The sequence below is a fragment of the Neotabrizicola shimadae genome (genome assembly GCF_019623905.1).
GTDB lineage: Bacteria > Pseudomonadota > Alphaproteobacteria > Rhodobacterales > Rhodobacteraceae > Neotabrizicola > Neotabrizicola shimadae.
Genome location: NZ_CP069373.1, coordinates 1 through 15,909, shown reverse-complemented (window position 1 = coordinate 15,909; position 15,909 = coordinate 1). Strand labels below are relative to the sequence as shown.

9 protein-coding genes are annotated in these 15,909 nt (G+C 67.7%); 2 read left to right on the top strand and 7 right to left on the bottom strand.

Going from position 1 to position 15,909, the window contains the following annotated elements; translation table 11 throughout:
- Positions 1-78: 78 nt before the first annotated feature.
- Together JO391_RS21240 and JO391_RS21235 are read right to left on the bottom strand one after the other, a co-directional pair.
- A complete protein-coding gene (locus tag JO391_RS21240) occupies positions 79-735 on the bottom strand; it encodes an ABC transporter ATP-binding protein (RefSeq protein WP_220664822.1) in 657 nt (218 codons plus the stop codon).
- Between the two features lie 24 nt (positions 736-759).
- Positions 760-1,866 carry a KpsE/RkpR family capsule polysaccharide export protein gene (locus tag JO391_RS21235; RefSeq protein ID WP_220664821.1) on the bottom strand — a complete coding sequence of 369 codons (1,107 nt, stop codon included), beginning with the start codon at positions 1,864-1,866 and terminating at the stop codon, positions 760-762.
- 806 nt (positions 1,867-2,672) lie between these two features.
- Here JO391_RS21235 and JO391_RS21230 point away from each other — a divergent pair.
- The gene (locus JO391_RS21230; protein WP_259444947.1) at positions 2,673-3,518 is read left to right on the top strand and encodes an ABC transporter permease; all 846 of its coding nucleotides are present in this window, start codon (positions 2,673-2,675) and stop codon (positions 3,516-3,518) included.
- Here JO391_RS21230 and JO391_RS21225 read toward each other — a convergent pair.
- Positions 3,509-6,019: a glycosyltransferase gene (locus tag JO391_RS21225; protein ID WP_220664820.1), complete on the bottom strand. Its 2,511-nt coding sequence runs from the start codon at positions 6,017-6,019 to the stop codon at positions 3,509-3,511. The two genes, JO391_RS21230 and JO391_RS21225, sit on opposite strands and share 10 nt — an antisense overlap.
- A gap of 123 nt (positions 6,020-6,142) precedes the next feature.
- Here JO391_RS21225 and JO391_RS21220 point away from each other — a divergent pair, with 123 nt between their 5' ends.
- Positions 6,143-7,123, top strand: a complete 981-nt coding sequence (locus tag JO391_RS21220) for a glycosyltransferase (protein ID WP_220664819.1) — start codon at positions 6,143-6,145, stop codon at positions 7,121-7,123.
- A gap of 66 nt (positions 7,124-7,189) precedes the next feature.
- On the opposite strand, the gene JO391_RS21215 is transcribed toward JO391_RS21220, so the two are convergent.
- From JO391_RS21215 to JO391_RS21200, 4 genes are all read right to left on the bottom strand, one after another.
- The gene (locus tag JO391_RS21215; protein WP_220664818.1) at positions 7,190-11,968 is read right to left on the bottom strand and encodes a M10 family metallopeptidase C-terminal domain-containing protein; all 4,779 of its coding nucleotides are present in this window, start codon (positions 11,966-11,968) and stop codon (positions 7,190-7,192) included.
- A gap of 147 nt (positions 11,969-12,115) precedes the next feature.
- Complete coding sequence (locus JO391_RS21210) at positions 12,116-13,528, bottom strand: mannose-1-phosphate guanylyltransferase/mannose-6-phosphate isomerase (protein ID WP_220664817.1); 1,413 nt, start codon at positions 13,526-13,528, stop codon at positions 12,116-12,118.
- Between the two features lie 4 nt (positions 13,529-13,532).
- Positions 13,533-14,954, bottom strand: a complete 1,422-nt coding sequence (locus JO391_RS21205; RefSeq protein ID WP_220664816.1) for a hypothetical protein — start codon at positions 14,952-14,954, stop codon at positions 13,533-13,535.
- Between the two features lie 10 nt (positions 14,955-14,964).
- A partial coding sequence (locus JO391_RS21200) for a class I SAM-dependent methyltransferase (protein ID WP_259444946.1) occupies positions 14,965-15,909 on the bottom strand: 945 nt, incomplete at its 5' end.

The window sequence follows — 15,909 nt, the reverse complement described above, 5'->3', positions numbered from 1 at the left end:
GGGGATTAACGGCGGCGCAAGGAATCGTGGCGCAACAGCGGCGCTTGCCTCGAATGCAGAAGCGACAGGCGCAAGCGCTCAGCCGCGCATGTTGCGTTCGTGGTGAGCGATCGCCTCTTCCACCGCATCGTAATAGGTGAGCTGCCCGTTCTCGAGCACCGCGGCGGCATCGCAGGTCTGGCGCACCTGGCTCATGGAATGGGTGACCATCACGGCCCCCGACTCGCGCATCCGCTCGCGGAAGATCTGGTCGCTGCGGGCCCGGAAGGCGGCATCGCCCACGGCCGTGACCTCGTCCACCAGATAGGTATCGAAGCGGATGCCCATCGACACGCCGAAGGCCAGCCGTGACCGCATCCCAGAGGAATAGGTGCGTACCGGCAGGTGGAAATGCGGCCCGAGTTCGGCGAAGGCCTCGACGAAGTCGGCCAGCTCGTCGCTGTCCGCCCCATAGATCCGGGCCACGAAGCGGGTGTTCTGCAGCCCCGACATGTCGGGGTGGAACGACCCGGCAAAACCCACCGGCCACGAGATCGTGCCGGTCGAGACGATGCGGCCCCGGGTGGGCTCGATGGTGCCGGCGATCATCTGCAGCAGCGTGGACTTGCCCGTGCCGTTGCGGCCCAGAAGCGCCACGGCCTTCCCCGCGGGGAAGGTTGCGCAGATGTTGTCGGCCACCGTCTTCCTGCGCCCTTCCAGGGAGAAGATCTTGGTGAGGTTCTCGAAGCGTATCATGGCATTCCGCGCGGTCCGGGCGCCCTAGCGGCGGTCCTTGATCGACCAGGCGACCAGGATGGCGATCGCCCATGCCAGGAACAGGAAGACCCCGACCACCGCAAGGATGGTGCCGCGTTCCGGATAGCGTGAGCTTTCGGCATGGGTCGGCAGGACGTGGGCGGCAAGATAGCGGTTCTTGCGCCGTGCCTCGGCCTTTGCGGCATCATAGGCGGCCAGGGCCGAGACATAGGATTTCTCGGCGAATTCCCGGTCCACCGTCAGGCGCTCGTATTCGGCCACGATATCGGCATAGACCGTGTCGCCCGCCTCGGTGACGCCGATGCCAAGCTTGTCGCGTTCCGCGGCGATCCGGTTCTTGATGACCTCGACCCGGCGTTCGAGCTGCGTGATGCGCGGGTCCGAAGCCGCAGCCGTCTCGCGCAGGAGATCAAGCTCGATCAGTGCCTCGGCCAACTGGCCCTGGAGCGTTCCCAGAAGGCCCGCCTGGGACTGCAGGTCCAGCGCCGGGTCGATGATCTGGTTCCTGTTGCGGAACACCGTCACCGCCTCGCGCGCGGCCCTCAGCCGGTCCTCGGCCGCGGTCAGGTCGTCGCGGGCATAGCTGATCGCATCCTCGCGCGCGACGGCGCTGAGATCGTTCACCATGTCGGCGCTCTGGTCGAACAGGCCCTGGGCGATACGGGTCGCATCCTCGGGCGTGAAGGCCAGCACCCGCACCTCGATCAGGCCCGAGGCGCTGTCATAGTTCACCTGGACCATGCGGTTCCAGTACTTCACCAGATCCTCGATCGTGCCCGATGGATCGAAGGCAAAGACCGGGTCTTCCGCGCGCGGCCCGGACCACAGGGCGCGCAGGTCCAGCTGGGAATTCAGATCCTCGACCAGCTTCTGGCTCTGCAGGAATTCGTAAAGGACATCCGTGTCTGACGAGGAAGAAGTGCCCGACAGGGCCGAGAGGCCGCCGAAGATTTCCAGGGCCGAGCCCTGCTCTTCGCGCCGGACCGAGAAGGCGACGGTGGAGGCATATTCGTCCACGGCACGGGCATAAAGATACCAGGCCGCCACCACCAGCGGCAGCACCACCATGGCAAGGAAGCTGGCGGCCAGCAGCCAGTGCCTCGCATGCAACCGGGCCGGCCTTGCTGCGGGCGGAAAGGCCGGAGCGGTGGCAGCAGGCGCCGGCGCAGGTGGCACCGGCGGGGCCGCCTTGGCCGGCCCGACCGGTGCCGCCGGAGCCCCGGCCGGGACGGAGACGGCCGGGGCTGGCCGACCCGCCGCCGCCGGAGCCGCCACGGGCGCAGCCGTTGGCGCAGCCGCAGGGGCAGGCCGGGCCGCTGCCGGGGTTGGCGTGGGAGTTGCCGTCTGGGACGCCGCCTGTGCTGCGGGCACGACCTGACCGGGCGGGGCCGAAGCGGGTGACGCGGGCTTGGTCACCACGGCGGCTGCCGCGGTTTCGGCGGGTTTCACCGGCACGATCCCTGCGGCCGCGGCCCTTTGGCGCGCGGCCGCAAGCGATGGCTTGGCAGGGGAATCTGGCACGGCGGAAAGGGCCGCCCGCCCGCCCGGGCGCGGCTGGCCAGGACCAGAAGAACCCGGACCAGAAGAACCGGCGCCTGCAGGCCCGGCTCCGGCCTCGCCCTGCGCGGGTCTTGGCCGCGGGCCGCGCTGACCCGGGCCGGGCAGGACTGCCCCGCCGACCCGCGGCCCGGCGGGCGCGGTGCGGGGCCTGGCCTCTGCGGGGTCTGCATCTTGCGAAGGCGGAGCCGGGCGACCGGCCGGATCCTGCGGGGAGGAAGGCAATCGCGCCTCACTTGATGGTTCCGTTCCTGTAGCGACATTGCTACAGAGTCTGCGCGGGAAAGTATATCCCGCCTCACCCCGCGGCCTGCCCCTTTCGGGGATTTCGGCCCAGTTCGCGCTGTTTTGCCCACAGAATGATGGTTTCCGCCGACAGCCCGCCTTCCGCCGCCCTGCCGCCGCCCGTGGAGCCGCGCCTGCGCCGGGTCGGCCGACGCAGGCCATTTGCCAGTTTCCGCTCCATCGGCGCCCTGATCCTGCGCGAGATGAGTTCCTCCTACGGTCGCACCCCAGGCGGCTATGCCTGGGCGATCCTGGAACCGGTCGGCGGCATCGCGATCCTGTCCTTCATCTTCTCGGTGCTGTTCCGCAACCCGCAGCTCGGCATCAGCTTTCCGCTGTTCTATGCGACGGGGATGCTGCCCTTCATGATGTTCAGCACCGTCAATACCAAGGTGGCGCAGGCGCTGAACTATTCCCGGCCGCTGCTGGCCTATCCGAGCGTGACCTATCTGGATGCGATCCTTGCGCGGTTCATCCTGAACTTCCTGACCGAACTGATGGTCGCCTATATCGTCTTCACCGGCATCATCCTGATGTTCGACACCCGGGTGATCCTGGATTTCCCCTCGCTCGGGCTGGCCTTCGCCCTGGCCGGGGCGCTGGCGCTCGGCGTCGGCGTGCTGAACTGCTTCCTGATGACCGCCTTTCCGCTGTGGCAGCAGGCCTGGTCCATCCTGATGCGGCCGATGTTCATCCTGTCAGGGATCATGTTCATCTATGATGCCGTCCCCGAACCGGTGCGCGACTGGTTCTGGTACAATCCGTTGATCCACATCGTCGGCATCACCCGGCGCGGCATCTATGCCAGCTACGATGCGCCCTATGCCTCGCCGCTTTACGTGATGAGCATCGCGGGGGCCTGCGGGCTGGCCGGGCTTTTTCTGCTCTGGCGCTATCACCGGCTGCTGCTTCAGCGCTGAACCGGCCGCGCCCGGCGGCGGTGCAGCACATGGTCCAGGATCGCCGTCACCGCCGCGCCGCGTTCGGCCGGCAGGGGAATGGCGGCACCGGGCGCCCCCGCGGCCACCGCACGGCGCACCGCCTCGCCCTGGGCGCCCAGATCGAAGCAATAGACCGGCAGGCCGGTCGCCAGCGCCTCGTGCGTGGCGAAGGAAAAGGTCTCTGGCCAGACGGCGGGCATGAGCCAGCAGGTGATGCCATAGCGCGCGGCCAGGGCCGGGATCTCGGCCAGGCGATAGCTGCCGTGGATGCGGGCGGGCCGCGCCAGCCGGTGGGCCGGATCGAGATTGCCGATCAGCACCAGATCGGCCTCACGGTTGCGCGCCAGGCGCCGCGACAGTTCGGCCAGGACCGCCGCGCCCTTGTGCGGCCCGATGTTGCCCAGGACGCCGATGACCGGTCGCGCCCCCTCGGGCGGGGGCGCAAGCCGCGGCACCTCGGCCAGCATCCGGTGCGGGCGCAGCACCAGCCGGTCGCGCACCTCGGGCCAGATGCCGGCGATGATCTCGCCCGAGGCCTCGCTGAAGACCTCGATGCGGGCGGCCGCCGCGATCAGCGCGCCCCATTCCGCCTGCCATTCGGCCAGATCCACCATCCGGCCGTCCGGACGCCGCTGCATGTGGGCGCGGTCCGTCGTGCCCGGCCGCGGCAGGCCGCGCCAGAGCCCGCCCTCGCCCACCAGCGCATAGGAGGGGCTGATGGGCAGGTAGTCATGCACCTGCACCACGATCTGCTGCCCCGCGCCCAGGGCCAGAAGCAGGCCGGGGATCTCGACCGGATCGGGGTCGCCCACGCCGCAGCCATAGATGATGCGCCGCCGCGGCAGGAGCGACAGGAGCCGCAGCACCAGATCGGAATCGTTGGTGCCCGCCCGGGTGACGCCCGCGGCGCTGTGGAGTTCGACCTGCCAGCGGAAGGTGCCGCCCACGCGCAGCACAACGGCGGCGCCCCGGACCGAGACCTCGGCCTTCAGCCGGCGCACCAGATCCATCTCGGCGCCGCCCTTCATGGAATGGGCCAGATGCACCGGCACGCGCGCCCGCCCGGCGCGCGCCGCCGCCCAGGCCAGGCCAAGCGCCAGCCGCCCGGTGACCAGCGGATCGGTGCCGAGGAAACCCTGCACCTCGGTGTCGAACTGCGGATAGCGGCGCGAGATCTCGGCACCGTTGCGGCGCAGGAGTTCCGCCTTGGCAGCCGAACCGAAGGAGGCGCCGCCACGATGTTCGACGAAGAGGCCGGGCAGGTAGAGATGCCGCCCGCCAAGCGCCACCGCCTTCTGGCACCAGTCCACCTCTTCGCCATAGCCGCGGCCGAAGGCGGTGTCGAAGCCCGGCAGTCGCGCCAGGAAGCGCGGCGACAGCGCCATGCAGAAGCCCACGCCGGTCGGCGCCTCGGCCAGGCCCGCGCCCTGACCTCCCCCGGGGGCCAGACTGCGCGCAACAGCGTCGATGGCATCGGCCTCGCCGGGCTCCAGCACGGTGCGGGTGCAGATCGCCGGGACCGAGGCCAGTTCGGCATCGTTCGACATCGGCGTGACGCTGGCCACCAGCGGGTCAGCCAGGATCGGCGCCACCAGCCGTGACAGCCAGCCCTCGGGCACGAAGGCATCGCTGTTCAGCAGCACCACCGGAGAGTCCGGCGCCTGCTGCCGCGCCCGGGCCAGGCCAAGGTTCACCGCGCCGATGAAGCCCAGGTTGACCGGGTTCTCGATCAGGCAGGCCCGTCCCTCGCCCGCCGCCTGGACCTGGGCCACCCAATCGGCCAGCCAGGGCCGGATGCGCGGATCGGGCGAGGCATCCTCGACCAGGATCAGGTGCCAGGGCAGGTCGGAATGGCGCCGCAGCCGGTCCAGCGCCTCGGTCAGGTCGTCGAAGGCCTGGTAGACCGGCATCACGATCTGAACGCGCCCCCGCAGCGCGGGAGACGGCTCGGCTTGCGGCGGGGCCAGCAGCGCCGGGTCCAGTTCCAGATCGTCGGCCAGCGCGTTCAGGCCCATTCGGCGCTTGATCTGCTCGCGCGCGGCCATGTCGTGATGGCGCAGCCAGCGCAGCGCTGCGGGCAGGGCCTGCGCCCCCCGGGCGGCAAAGCCGGGCCAGAGCGCCAGAGCCGCCGCCTGGCGGCGCAGGGCGCCAAAGCCCGGCAGGGCGGCGCGTCCCGTCCAGTCGCCGGCACGCAGTTCCAGTTCGGGCCGGCCGGGCGCGAAGGGCAGCACAAGGCGGAAGGCGGGCATCCCGCCGGCGCGGGCCCTGGGCACCGCCCGGCGCTCGCGCCCGCCGAGATGCAGGATCACCACATCCGCCGCGGCATGGCCTTCGACACGCAGGTGATCGCCCGTCAGCACGATGCGGTCGACCCGGCCGATTGCCTGCCCCGCGCCATCGCGCAGCACCGGACCCGGCGCGGTGAGTTCCAGGTGCCGCAGGGCATAGCGCTGGAAGAGCCGTCTTACCCTGCCCGCCACCTGTGCGCCCCATCCCTGCTGTTGCCGCCGAGGGCGATCTAGCCCGCCCCGCCCTGCCCTGTCCATGCAGGCACCGCATCGCCGTGGTTCAAACCGGCGCCGTTCCGGTCTAGAGGCTGAGGGATGCCCGTCCTGTCGCCAGAGCCCGCCCGCCCTGCCTCGCCGCCGCCCGCGCCGGGGCATGTGTCGATCCTGCTGGCCACCTTCAACGGGGCACGCTGGCTGCCGGCACAGCTGGAGAGCCTTGCGCGGCAAAGCCATGTCGACTGGTCGCTCTGGGTCGGTGACGACGGATCAGGCGATGACACCCGGCGGATCGTCGCAGACTTCGCCGCAGGCGCCGGTAGGGGGCACGAGGTGCGGTTGGTCGAGGGCCCACGGCAGGGCGCGGCACAGAACTTCCTCGCGCTGCTGACCCATCCCGATTTGCCCGCGGGACCGGGCCGGTTCGCAGCGCTTTGCGACCAGGACGATGTCTGGCTGCCCGGCAAGCTGGCCCGCGCGCTGGACAGGCTGGGGCAGAAGGACGCCGCCCGCCCGGTGATCTATGGCGCGCAGTCGCTGCACATCGACGAGGAGGGCCGCCCGGTCGGCCGGTCGCGCCGGCCGCGCGGGCCGGTGAGCCTGGGCAATGCCGTGGTGCAGAACATGGTCAGCGGCCATTCCTGCGTGCTGAACCCCGCCGCGCTGGCGCTGGCGCGAGAGGCCGGGCGGCATCCCGGCATCGCCTTCCAGGACTGGTGGCTGTCGCTTCTGGTGCTGGCCGCCGGGGGCGAGGCACTGATCGACGAGGAGACGGTGCTTCTGTACCGCCAGCACGGGCAGAATGTCCTGGGCGCCCCCGTGGGCCTGGGCGCGCTGCTGCACCGCATCGGGCTGCTGTTCGGCCATGACTATGCGCGCTGGATCGCCGGCAACCTTGCGGCGCTGCGCGCGAGCCCCGTGGATCTGACGCCCGAGGCGCGGGCGGTGCTTGACGGCCTGTCCGGCCCGGCGCAGCCCGGTCTGGCCCGGCTGCGAGCTCTGCGAAGGCTCGGGGTCCACCGCCAGAGCGGGCTTGGCACCGCGCTTCTCTGGCTGGGGGCGGTGCTGGGGCGGGTGTGATCCCCCCAAAGCAAGGCGCCCGGGTTTCCCCGGGCGCCTGCAGCATCTGGAAGGGCCTGACGGCGATCAGAAGAGGAAGTCATCCGCCAGAAGGCTGGACGCCGACACCCCGACAAGGGTGATCGTATTCGCGCCGGCCGAGATTACGGCATTGCCGGCAACTTCCGACAGGTGATTGGCCACGAGATCGGCAAAGCTCACGATGGCCGCGACACCCGAAAGACTGATGACCTCGCCAAAGACACCGGTCGCGAAATCATTGATCACATCCACACCGAAGGAACCCGCGAACACGAAGGTGTCAGCGTCAGCGCCACCCGACATCGTGTCATTGCCACTGCCGCCAAGCAGCGTGTCGGTCCCGGCCCCACCGTTCAGGCTGTCGTTGTCGTTGCCGCCGTTCAGGCTGTCGTTGCCGTTGCCGCCGGTCGCCGTGTCGTTGCCGCTGCCACCGATCAGGGTATCGTTGCCCGCCAGGCCGCTGAGCCCGTTGGCACCGCTGTTGCCGGTGATCGTGTTGTCCAGCGTGTTTCCGGTCCCGCTGATGTTGCCGACCCCCAGGAGGAACAGGTTCTCGACATTGGCGCTCAGGACGGTCAGCGACAGGTCGATCGAGGTATAGACAAGATCAACCCCCTGCGTCGGCCCGCTGAGTTCGGACACGGTGTCGCCCAGGTCATCGACATAGAAGGTGTCGTTGCCGCCGCCCCCGGTCATGTCATCGGCCCCGGTGCCACCATTCAGCGTGTCATCGCCGGCACCGCCATTCAGCGTATCGTTGTCGTTGCCGCCGTTCAGACTGTCGTTGCCATTGCCGCCGAAGAGCGTATCCGCGCCGATGCTGCCATCAAGCGTGTCGTTGTCGTCCAGGCCGAAGAGCTGGTCATTGCCGCCGCCGCCGAAGAGCTGGTCATTGCCGGTGCCGCCATAGATCTGGTCGTTGCCGCCGCCGCCCGATGAGGTGTCGTTGCCGCCGGCGAGTTCAATCCGGTTGCCCGCGGTCGATCCGGTCACGGAATCCGCATTGTCACCGGTGATCACACGTTCGATGGAGACCATGTCACGGGACGGGGCGCCGCCATTATAGGCGAAGGTCCCGGCCAGCAGGTCGACCTGATAGGTGTCCGTGAAGAAGGTCTGGAGAACCACGGTATCGATGCCACCACCGCCGTAGAAGTTGTCATAACCCTCGCCCGACACATAGACGAAGTAGTCATTTCCGGCGCCGCCATTGAGGACATCGCCACCACCAATGTTCGAACCGCCATAGATGGTGTCATTTCCGGCGCCGCCCAGGATCGTGTCGTCGCCGCCGCCGCCCGAGAGCACATCGTCGCCGCCGCCGCCATTGATCGAGTTTGCTGCGTCGGAGCCGGTGACCGTATCGGCCCCGTTCCCCATCAGCACGTTCTCGAAATTCGTATAGAGTTCGCCGCCAAAGTTGGTGGTCCCGGCCGTCATGTCGAACAGGTAATTGCCGTTGAAGGCGCGGTGGTCGATCAGGTCGATGCCGTTGCCGCCATCCATGGTCTCGCCGCCGATGCCGGAAAGCATCGTGTCATCGTCGGCGCCGCCGTCATAATAGCCGCTGTCGCCGTCGGAGGTGATCCTGTCGTTGCCGGCTCCGCCATAGAGCGTGTCGGTCCCAGTGCCCCCGATGAGGGTATCGTTGCCGTCGCCGCCATAGAGCGTGTCGCTGGCACCGCCGCCATCGAGGCTGTCATTGCCGCCGCCGCCGTTGATGATGTTCGCGCCGCCCGATCCCGTAACCGTGTCGTTGGCGCTGCCCATCGTCACGTTCTCGAAGCCCAGGAACAGCTCGCCCGAGTACTGGGTGGCGAGGCCCGTGGTCATGTCGAAGGTGTAGATGAAATTGCCGATGCTCAGGTCGAGATCGTCGGTGCCATTGCCGCCATACATGGTCTCCGGCCCGGAGGTGGCACGCATCGTGTCGTTGCCGTCGCCACCGTAATAGGTGTTGCCGCCACCGTCCGATACGATGATGTTGCCGCCGGCGCCGTCGAGGTAGACCTCGATGCCGGACAGCGTGATGGTTCCATTGGCTGACCACCCAACGGTCCCCACCCCGGCCGCGAAGTCGAAGGTCGCGCCGCTCACGTTCGCCGCAGAAACCGCGCTGTGGTCCAGCGTGTCGATGCCGGCGCCGCCGCTGACGCTGTCAAGGAACTCGACCGCGCCGACATACAGCGTGTCGTTGCCGTCGCCGCCTTCCAGCGACTGCGAGGAGAACCCGCCGGTGATGGAGTCGTTGCCCGCCCCGCCCTGGATCGTGGCGCCGAAGGTGCTGCCGCCATAAAGCGTATCGCCGAGGCTCGAGCCGACCAGGACTTCGAAGCCCGCCAGCGTGTCGCCCTGGGCCGAACCACCGGTGTTGGACGATCCGTTCAGCGTGACGTTCACGCCCGCGGTCGAGTTCTGGTAGCTGACGGTGTCGGTACCGGCGCCGCCATCCAGGCTGTCGTTGTCAGCGAAGACGAAGCCGCGGTCGCCGGTGATGAAATCGTTGCCGTTGCCGCCCAGGATGGTGTCGGCGCCACCCGCGCCCTCGATGTGGTCATTGTCGTCGCCACCATCAATGTAGTCGCCGACGCCCGAATTCTGGGACGTGAACCCGTCGCCATAGATCGAGTCATTGCCCGCACCGCCGTAAAGCGTCTGGTTGTTCAGCCCGCCGGCGATGCTGTCGTTGCCGCCGTTGCCCCAGACCGTCTCGCCACCATTGTTGGTGGTCGAGATCGTGTCGTTGCCGCTGCCGGCATTCACGGCCTCGATCGCGATCAGCGTGGTCGAGGTCGCCCCGGTGCTGAAGGTTCCCGAAACCAGGTTCACCACATAGTCCAGCCCGAAGTTCGAGAAATCGAGCGTGTCGTTGCCGGCACCGCCATCGTAGATTTCGCCGGTCTCGAGCGAGGAATTCGGCGAAAGCACGTCATTTCCGTCTTCGCCGCGCAGGGTGTCGATGCCGGCATCGCCGTAGATCGTATCGCCGCCGCCGCCGCCGCGCAGCGAGTCGTTGCCCAACCCGCCATAGATCGTGTCGCCCGCGTTGGCGCCAAGGACGAAGTCGTCACCGCCCTCGCCGCTGATGTAGTCGGCAACCGTCGAGGTCGGGGCAGCGTCATCGCCATAAAGCGTGTCGTTGCCGTTGCCGCCGTAGATGGTCTGATCGTTCAGGCCGCCATAGACGCGGTCGGCGCCCTCCCCGCCATAGACGGTGTCGCCAGAGGTGCCGCCGGCATAGAGCCAGTCCGCTCCGGCATCGCCATAGATCGCGTCGGCCCCGCCGTAACCGTAGATCGTGTCGTTGCCGCCGCCACCGCGCATGTCGTTGGCCGCGCTGTTGCCGTGAATCGTCTCGGCCCCGGCGCCCCCGACCACGTTTTCGATGACCGTGCCCACGGACGTGGACAGGTTTCCGTTCAGGCCCGCGACGTTCGAGAAGTACACCGTCGTCGAGCTGGCCGAATTCTCGCGCAGGTCGATGAGCGTGTTGTTCGCGAAGCCGGACAGATCCAGCGTGTCGATGCCACCGCCGTCCACGATGCAGATCGTGTTGGTATCGAGCAGGGTGGAGATCAGGCTGAAGGCGTCGTTCAGGGTGTTCTCGACGGGCGGCGAAACCGAATCCGTCCAGGTGCTGTTGAAGCCCCAGGTGGTGTTGCCGGTGGTGGCGCCGTCATCGATGCCGTAACCCTGCGGATTGTAGATGCGGTCCAGCGCCAGCCAGTCCACGATCTGCGGGCCGATCACGTTCACGTCGCCCAGGAAAGCTCCGCTCGACCCGGCATACCCGGCCTGGGTGTAGTTGGCCTGCGCCCAGTAGGACATCATCGTGTACTGGATGGTGTCGTTCTGCCACTGCGCCTGGCTGCCATAGGTCAGAGAGCCCTGACCGGCATTGTAGTTGCCCTGGTGGCCAAGGCCGAGCGTGTGGCCGATCTCGTGCAGGGCAGTGTGGAAATAGTAGTCGCCGATCGTGCCGTTGCCCGACCAGCCAGAGCCGATGTTGACCCAAGCGCGCGAGATCGAGCCATCGGAGGCACGGTCGAAGTTGGCATAGGCAAAGCCGGCGTCCCAGTCGCCAAAGGCGAGGTCGGCATTGACGTCCGTCGTCTCGACGAAATTGATCCCCAGCACGTCCTCATAGACGTCCAGCGCATTGCGGATCGCCTCCTGCAGCGCGGCGCCGGCCAGGCCGTTGCTGTCGAAGAAGTTGGCCGAGGTCACGTTGAAGGTGATGGTCCCGTTCTGGGCGTTGGTGCCCGAGGCCGTCAGGTTCCAGAAGGGGGTGGAGACATCGCTGCCGCCGCCCCAGAAATCGTCCCAGAAATCGGCGCCGCCGCTGCCGGTGTTGCGCTCGTTCAGATAGGTGGCCAGCGTGTTCAGCGTGGTGGCCGCGGCGGGCGCGCCGACCCCACCGGAAACGCCACCGCCGCCGAAGGAATTGCCGCCGCAGAGCGGGCAGGCGCAGCCGGACGTGGCCTGGGATTCCCAGCCGCTGGTCGAATACTCGGCCTGGATCGTGGCTCTCATCGGCCCCGTCGCCGCCGCGGAGATGGCAGCGGTCCGAAGGAAGCCAAGGTCGGGACCTTCCACCGAAATCGTGGTCTGATCTTCCGGGCTGTCCGGGCCAAGAGCAGCCACCAGTTCAGGATCGAGATCGCCCGAAAGCCCGTCGTCGGACGCATCGAGATCGGAGCTGGTGGCGGTCTCTTCCGGTACAGTCGTACTATCGATCGAGTTGATCTGGTACAGCAGATCGTCACCCAAGGCGTCGGACAACAGAACGGTATCCTGGGGATTCAGGGCAGAGTCGTGTGCCATATCATTGTTCCTAATTGAAAATCATTCATTCCTGCAAAAAAACGCAGGATCCTCACCACCCCAGCGTAACGCAGGGTCTTGAAGCGGGCAACAACCTTGAGATCCAGGGGCGCGCCCCTGGATCGTCTTCCGGTGACCGAAGGGCCGTCACTTGCGGGCGTAGATATCCTCGTAGCGGATGATGTCATCCTCGCCGAGATAGCTGCCGGTCTGCACCTCGATCAGCACCATCGGCACCTTGCCGGGGTTCTCCATCCGGTGGATGGCGCCAAGCGGGATGTAGACCGACTGGTTCTCGGTCAGGAGCTTCACCTCGTCGCCCACGGTCACCCGGGCGGTGCCCTTCACGACAATCCAGTGCTCCGAGCGATGGACGTGGCTTTGCAGGCTGAGGGATGCGCCGGGATGGACATGGATGCGCTTGACCTGGAAGCGATCGGCCAGGATCAGCGTCTCGAACCAGCCCCAGGGCCGGTGGTCGACCGGGAACTGCACCGCCTGCTTGGCGCCGCGGTCCTTGAGGATCTTCACCACCTGCTTGACGTTCTGCGCCTTCGAGATGTCGGCCACCATCACCGCATCGCGCATGGCCACCGCGACCACGTTGCTCAGCCCGATGCCCACCAGTTCGATGCCCGGATCTTCCGACCGCAGGAGCGTGTGGGCGCAGTCGATCGCCGTGGCATTGGCCGACAGCGCATTGCCCGAAGCGTCCTGCGCGCTTTCCTGCCAGACGGATTCCCAGCCCCCCAGGTCGCTCCAGTGACCGGCGAAGCGGACGACGGCGACGTTCTTCGCCTTTTCCATCACCGCATAGTCGATGGAATCCTCGGGCACCCGCGACCAGATCGCGGCGTCGATGCGGGTGAAGTTCAGGTCGGTCTCGGCCGCGCCAAGCGCATCCGAGACACGGGCCAGGATGTCGGGCGCATGCTCGCGGAAGGCCTCCACCAGGGTCGAGGCGCGGGCCAGGAAGACGCCCGCGTTCCACAGGTTGCGCGGGTCCGCCAGAAGCTCGGCCGCACGGGCAGCATCGGGCTTTTCCACGAAACGGGTCAGCACATGCACGCCGGGATGGATCGGCTCGCCGGCTTCCAGCCAGCCATAGCCGGTCTCGGCCCGGGAGGGGGCGATGCCGAAGGTGACGATGCGGCCGGCCTCCGCGGCGGGCAGGCCGGTTTCCACCGCGGCGCGGAAGGCGGCCGGATCGGCCACGGCATGGTCGGAGGGCACCAGGAGCATGATCCCCTCGGGATCGCGGCGCATCACCTCCAGCGCCGCGGCCACGGCAGCGGGGGCGGTGTTGCGGCCCTCGGGCTCGATCAGGATGCCGGCCGGGCGGATGCCGCAGGCTTCCAGTTGCTCGGTGACGATGAAGCGGAACTCGTTGCCGGTGACTACCAGCGGATCGGCAAAGCCCGGCCCCACGAAGCGCCGCGCCGAGGCCTGGAACAGGCTCTCGTCCCCCAGGATATGGGCAAATTGCTTGGGATAGCTCTTGCGCGACAGCGGCCAGAGCCGCGTGCCGGAACCGCCGCAAAGAAGGATGGGGGTGATCATGGGGTCAGTCTTCCGATGTTGACGGTCCAAAGAGAAATGTCTTGCACATTGAGTAGAGTTCCTCGTCCCAGGAACAGAAATCGTCATGCACGGCCCGCTCTTCGGGCGTCAAGCCAGCAACCGCGCTGGCATAGTCTGGGCCCGGCGGAGCCACGTTCTGTTCCATCTCGAAGGGCAGGTGAAGCAGGTTCTGCTCGGCTAGCTTCGCGAGGAACAGGCTGAAATGCTCAGTCAGCCCGAAGATCATGTTTGGCGCAAAGAGGTGCTGCACGGCAGTCTGGAAGGTCTCGATCCGGGGAATCGCCCCGGCGGTCAGATGCCCCGCAATGCGCCGCATCTGGCCGTTGTCGATTTCGTTGCGCAGGTCTGGTCTCTGTCCGGCCGCCAGGCTGAGGAAGCCGCCGAAGCCCAGGTTCTGCTGAACGACGACGTCATGAAGCGGGTGTGTCGTCATCCGCTGCACGTAGCGATAGAAGCTGAATATTCTTGGGCCGGGGCGCCTCAGGACACAGAGATAGACCACGTCCTGGGGCAGCATCGTGTGCAGGCCATATTGCAGGTGGCCGCGGATGACCCGGAGCTTGCGCCGCTCTTCCTGCGACAGGCTTTCCAGGGGCTCCAGATCTCCCGTGTGGGCTTCCAGGATGCTGCCCGCGGGCCAGTTGCTTGAAAGGATCGCATTCAGGCTGGTTCCGGCCGTCTTCGGCACGTGCAGGTGAATGATGGTCCGCTCGGCGGAAGAAGCGGCCCACCGCTGTTTTCTGCGCGCGAACTCCGGCGTCTTGGCAAGCGCCTCACCCAGCCGGGTAACGCTCGCAAGTGCCTGAAAGTGCAAGATGCCGTGCTCATCCAGGTCCCGGCCCATGAATTTCCGGAAGACGTCCTGAACCACGTCCCGCCGCAGAGACACCCTCTCGAGCTTGGCAAAGCGATCAGCTTCGTAATGACGGAAAGCCGTCAGGTCAGGGGGCGGTTCCGACTTCAGGACCTGGTCGGCCACCTGGACAAGAGCCCGGACTTCCTCCTCCGCGGGGACCCCGGACGGGTCGAGGAATGCCAGGACGCGCCGCATCCAGATCTCGGGAGCTGCCCGCAGATCCCCGCGAGCGACCAGGAGGTGCGTTTCATCACCTCCGGCCGGCGCCCAGGCCTGCCGGAAATCGGCCAGCCGCGAAAAGAACACGCTGGCGAAGCGGTAGAACCCCGCCGCACTGTCTTCTGCCTTGCCCGCGGCAACGGCGGCCTCGAATCGGTTGACCACGGCCTCCGGAAATGACTCGGTTTCGACGATCAGCCGCCCCGCCCCCTCGGCCGAAGCACGCAGCACGGCGCGTGGCAGCACGCCGCCCTCAACCAGGATCCTCAGGAGCAGACTCTTCTGACCCGCAGGCCAGACCACGGCGGCAAGGGGGGGATGATCAGTCATGCCTGCTCCGTCATTCAGTTGCCAACGCCGGGTTCGCCCACAACTGCACGCCATCTATCCGGATGTCAGGCCGTCCGCCGACCAGTTCCATGATCGCGGGGCGCTCCATCTCCATGCGCCAGCCGGCAGCGAGGAAATGCGCAATCAGGCGACCCTCGATCACCCGGCTGTGCGTGCCGATCAGCACGCGGCGGACATGGGCGGCCAGGCCCTCGGCATTGCCCTCGACGAAATCCGCCTCGCCGCCCTGGATGTCGATGTGCAGAAGGTCGATCATGCCGCCATCCGCCAGGTCGGCCAGCGTCATGCAGTCCAGCACCTGCAGGCCCGGGCTGCGCTCGGCCTCGGCCAACTGCGCTGCGTCGGGATAGAACACCGGTTCAGCGCCCCAATGCGACTGGCCCTCGGGATCGGGGAAGATCGCCTTGCCGTGCCGGGGGCCAGCGACGGCATGGTGCAGCGCCCAGTCGCCAGGGCCGAAGCCGTTCAGCGCCAGCGTGCGCGCGGCGTTCTCCAGGTGCCGCCGATCGCCCTCGACACCCACCAGTTGCACCTGCAGGCCGCGCGTCCGCGCCGCCACGCCCATGTTGGTGATCCAGCAGCCCCAGCCGCAGCCCAGTTCGACGATTCGGTAGCTGCCCCGCGCCTTGTCGACGCTGTGCAGCGCCGCCGCCCATTCGGCAATGTCGGCATGCCAGTTGCCCGGATCCGGCACCGGCTCGACCATCCCCTCACGCCCTGCCAGGATGGGTGGGTAGACCAGAGCCTCGATCCGGGTGCCCAGGAAGTTGCGGATCACCCCCGGCTCGGGCTGCTGCAGCGTGTCGTGGAAGGCTGCGATCAGGGCGGGCGCATCGAAGCTGGCCGACCAGCGGTAAAGCCCCTCGTGCATGGGCCGGGTCGAGGGCTGGGTGCCGGGGGGCCGGGGGGCCGGGGCGGCGGGCGTCCCGGTCAT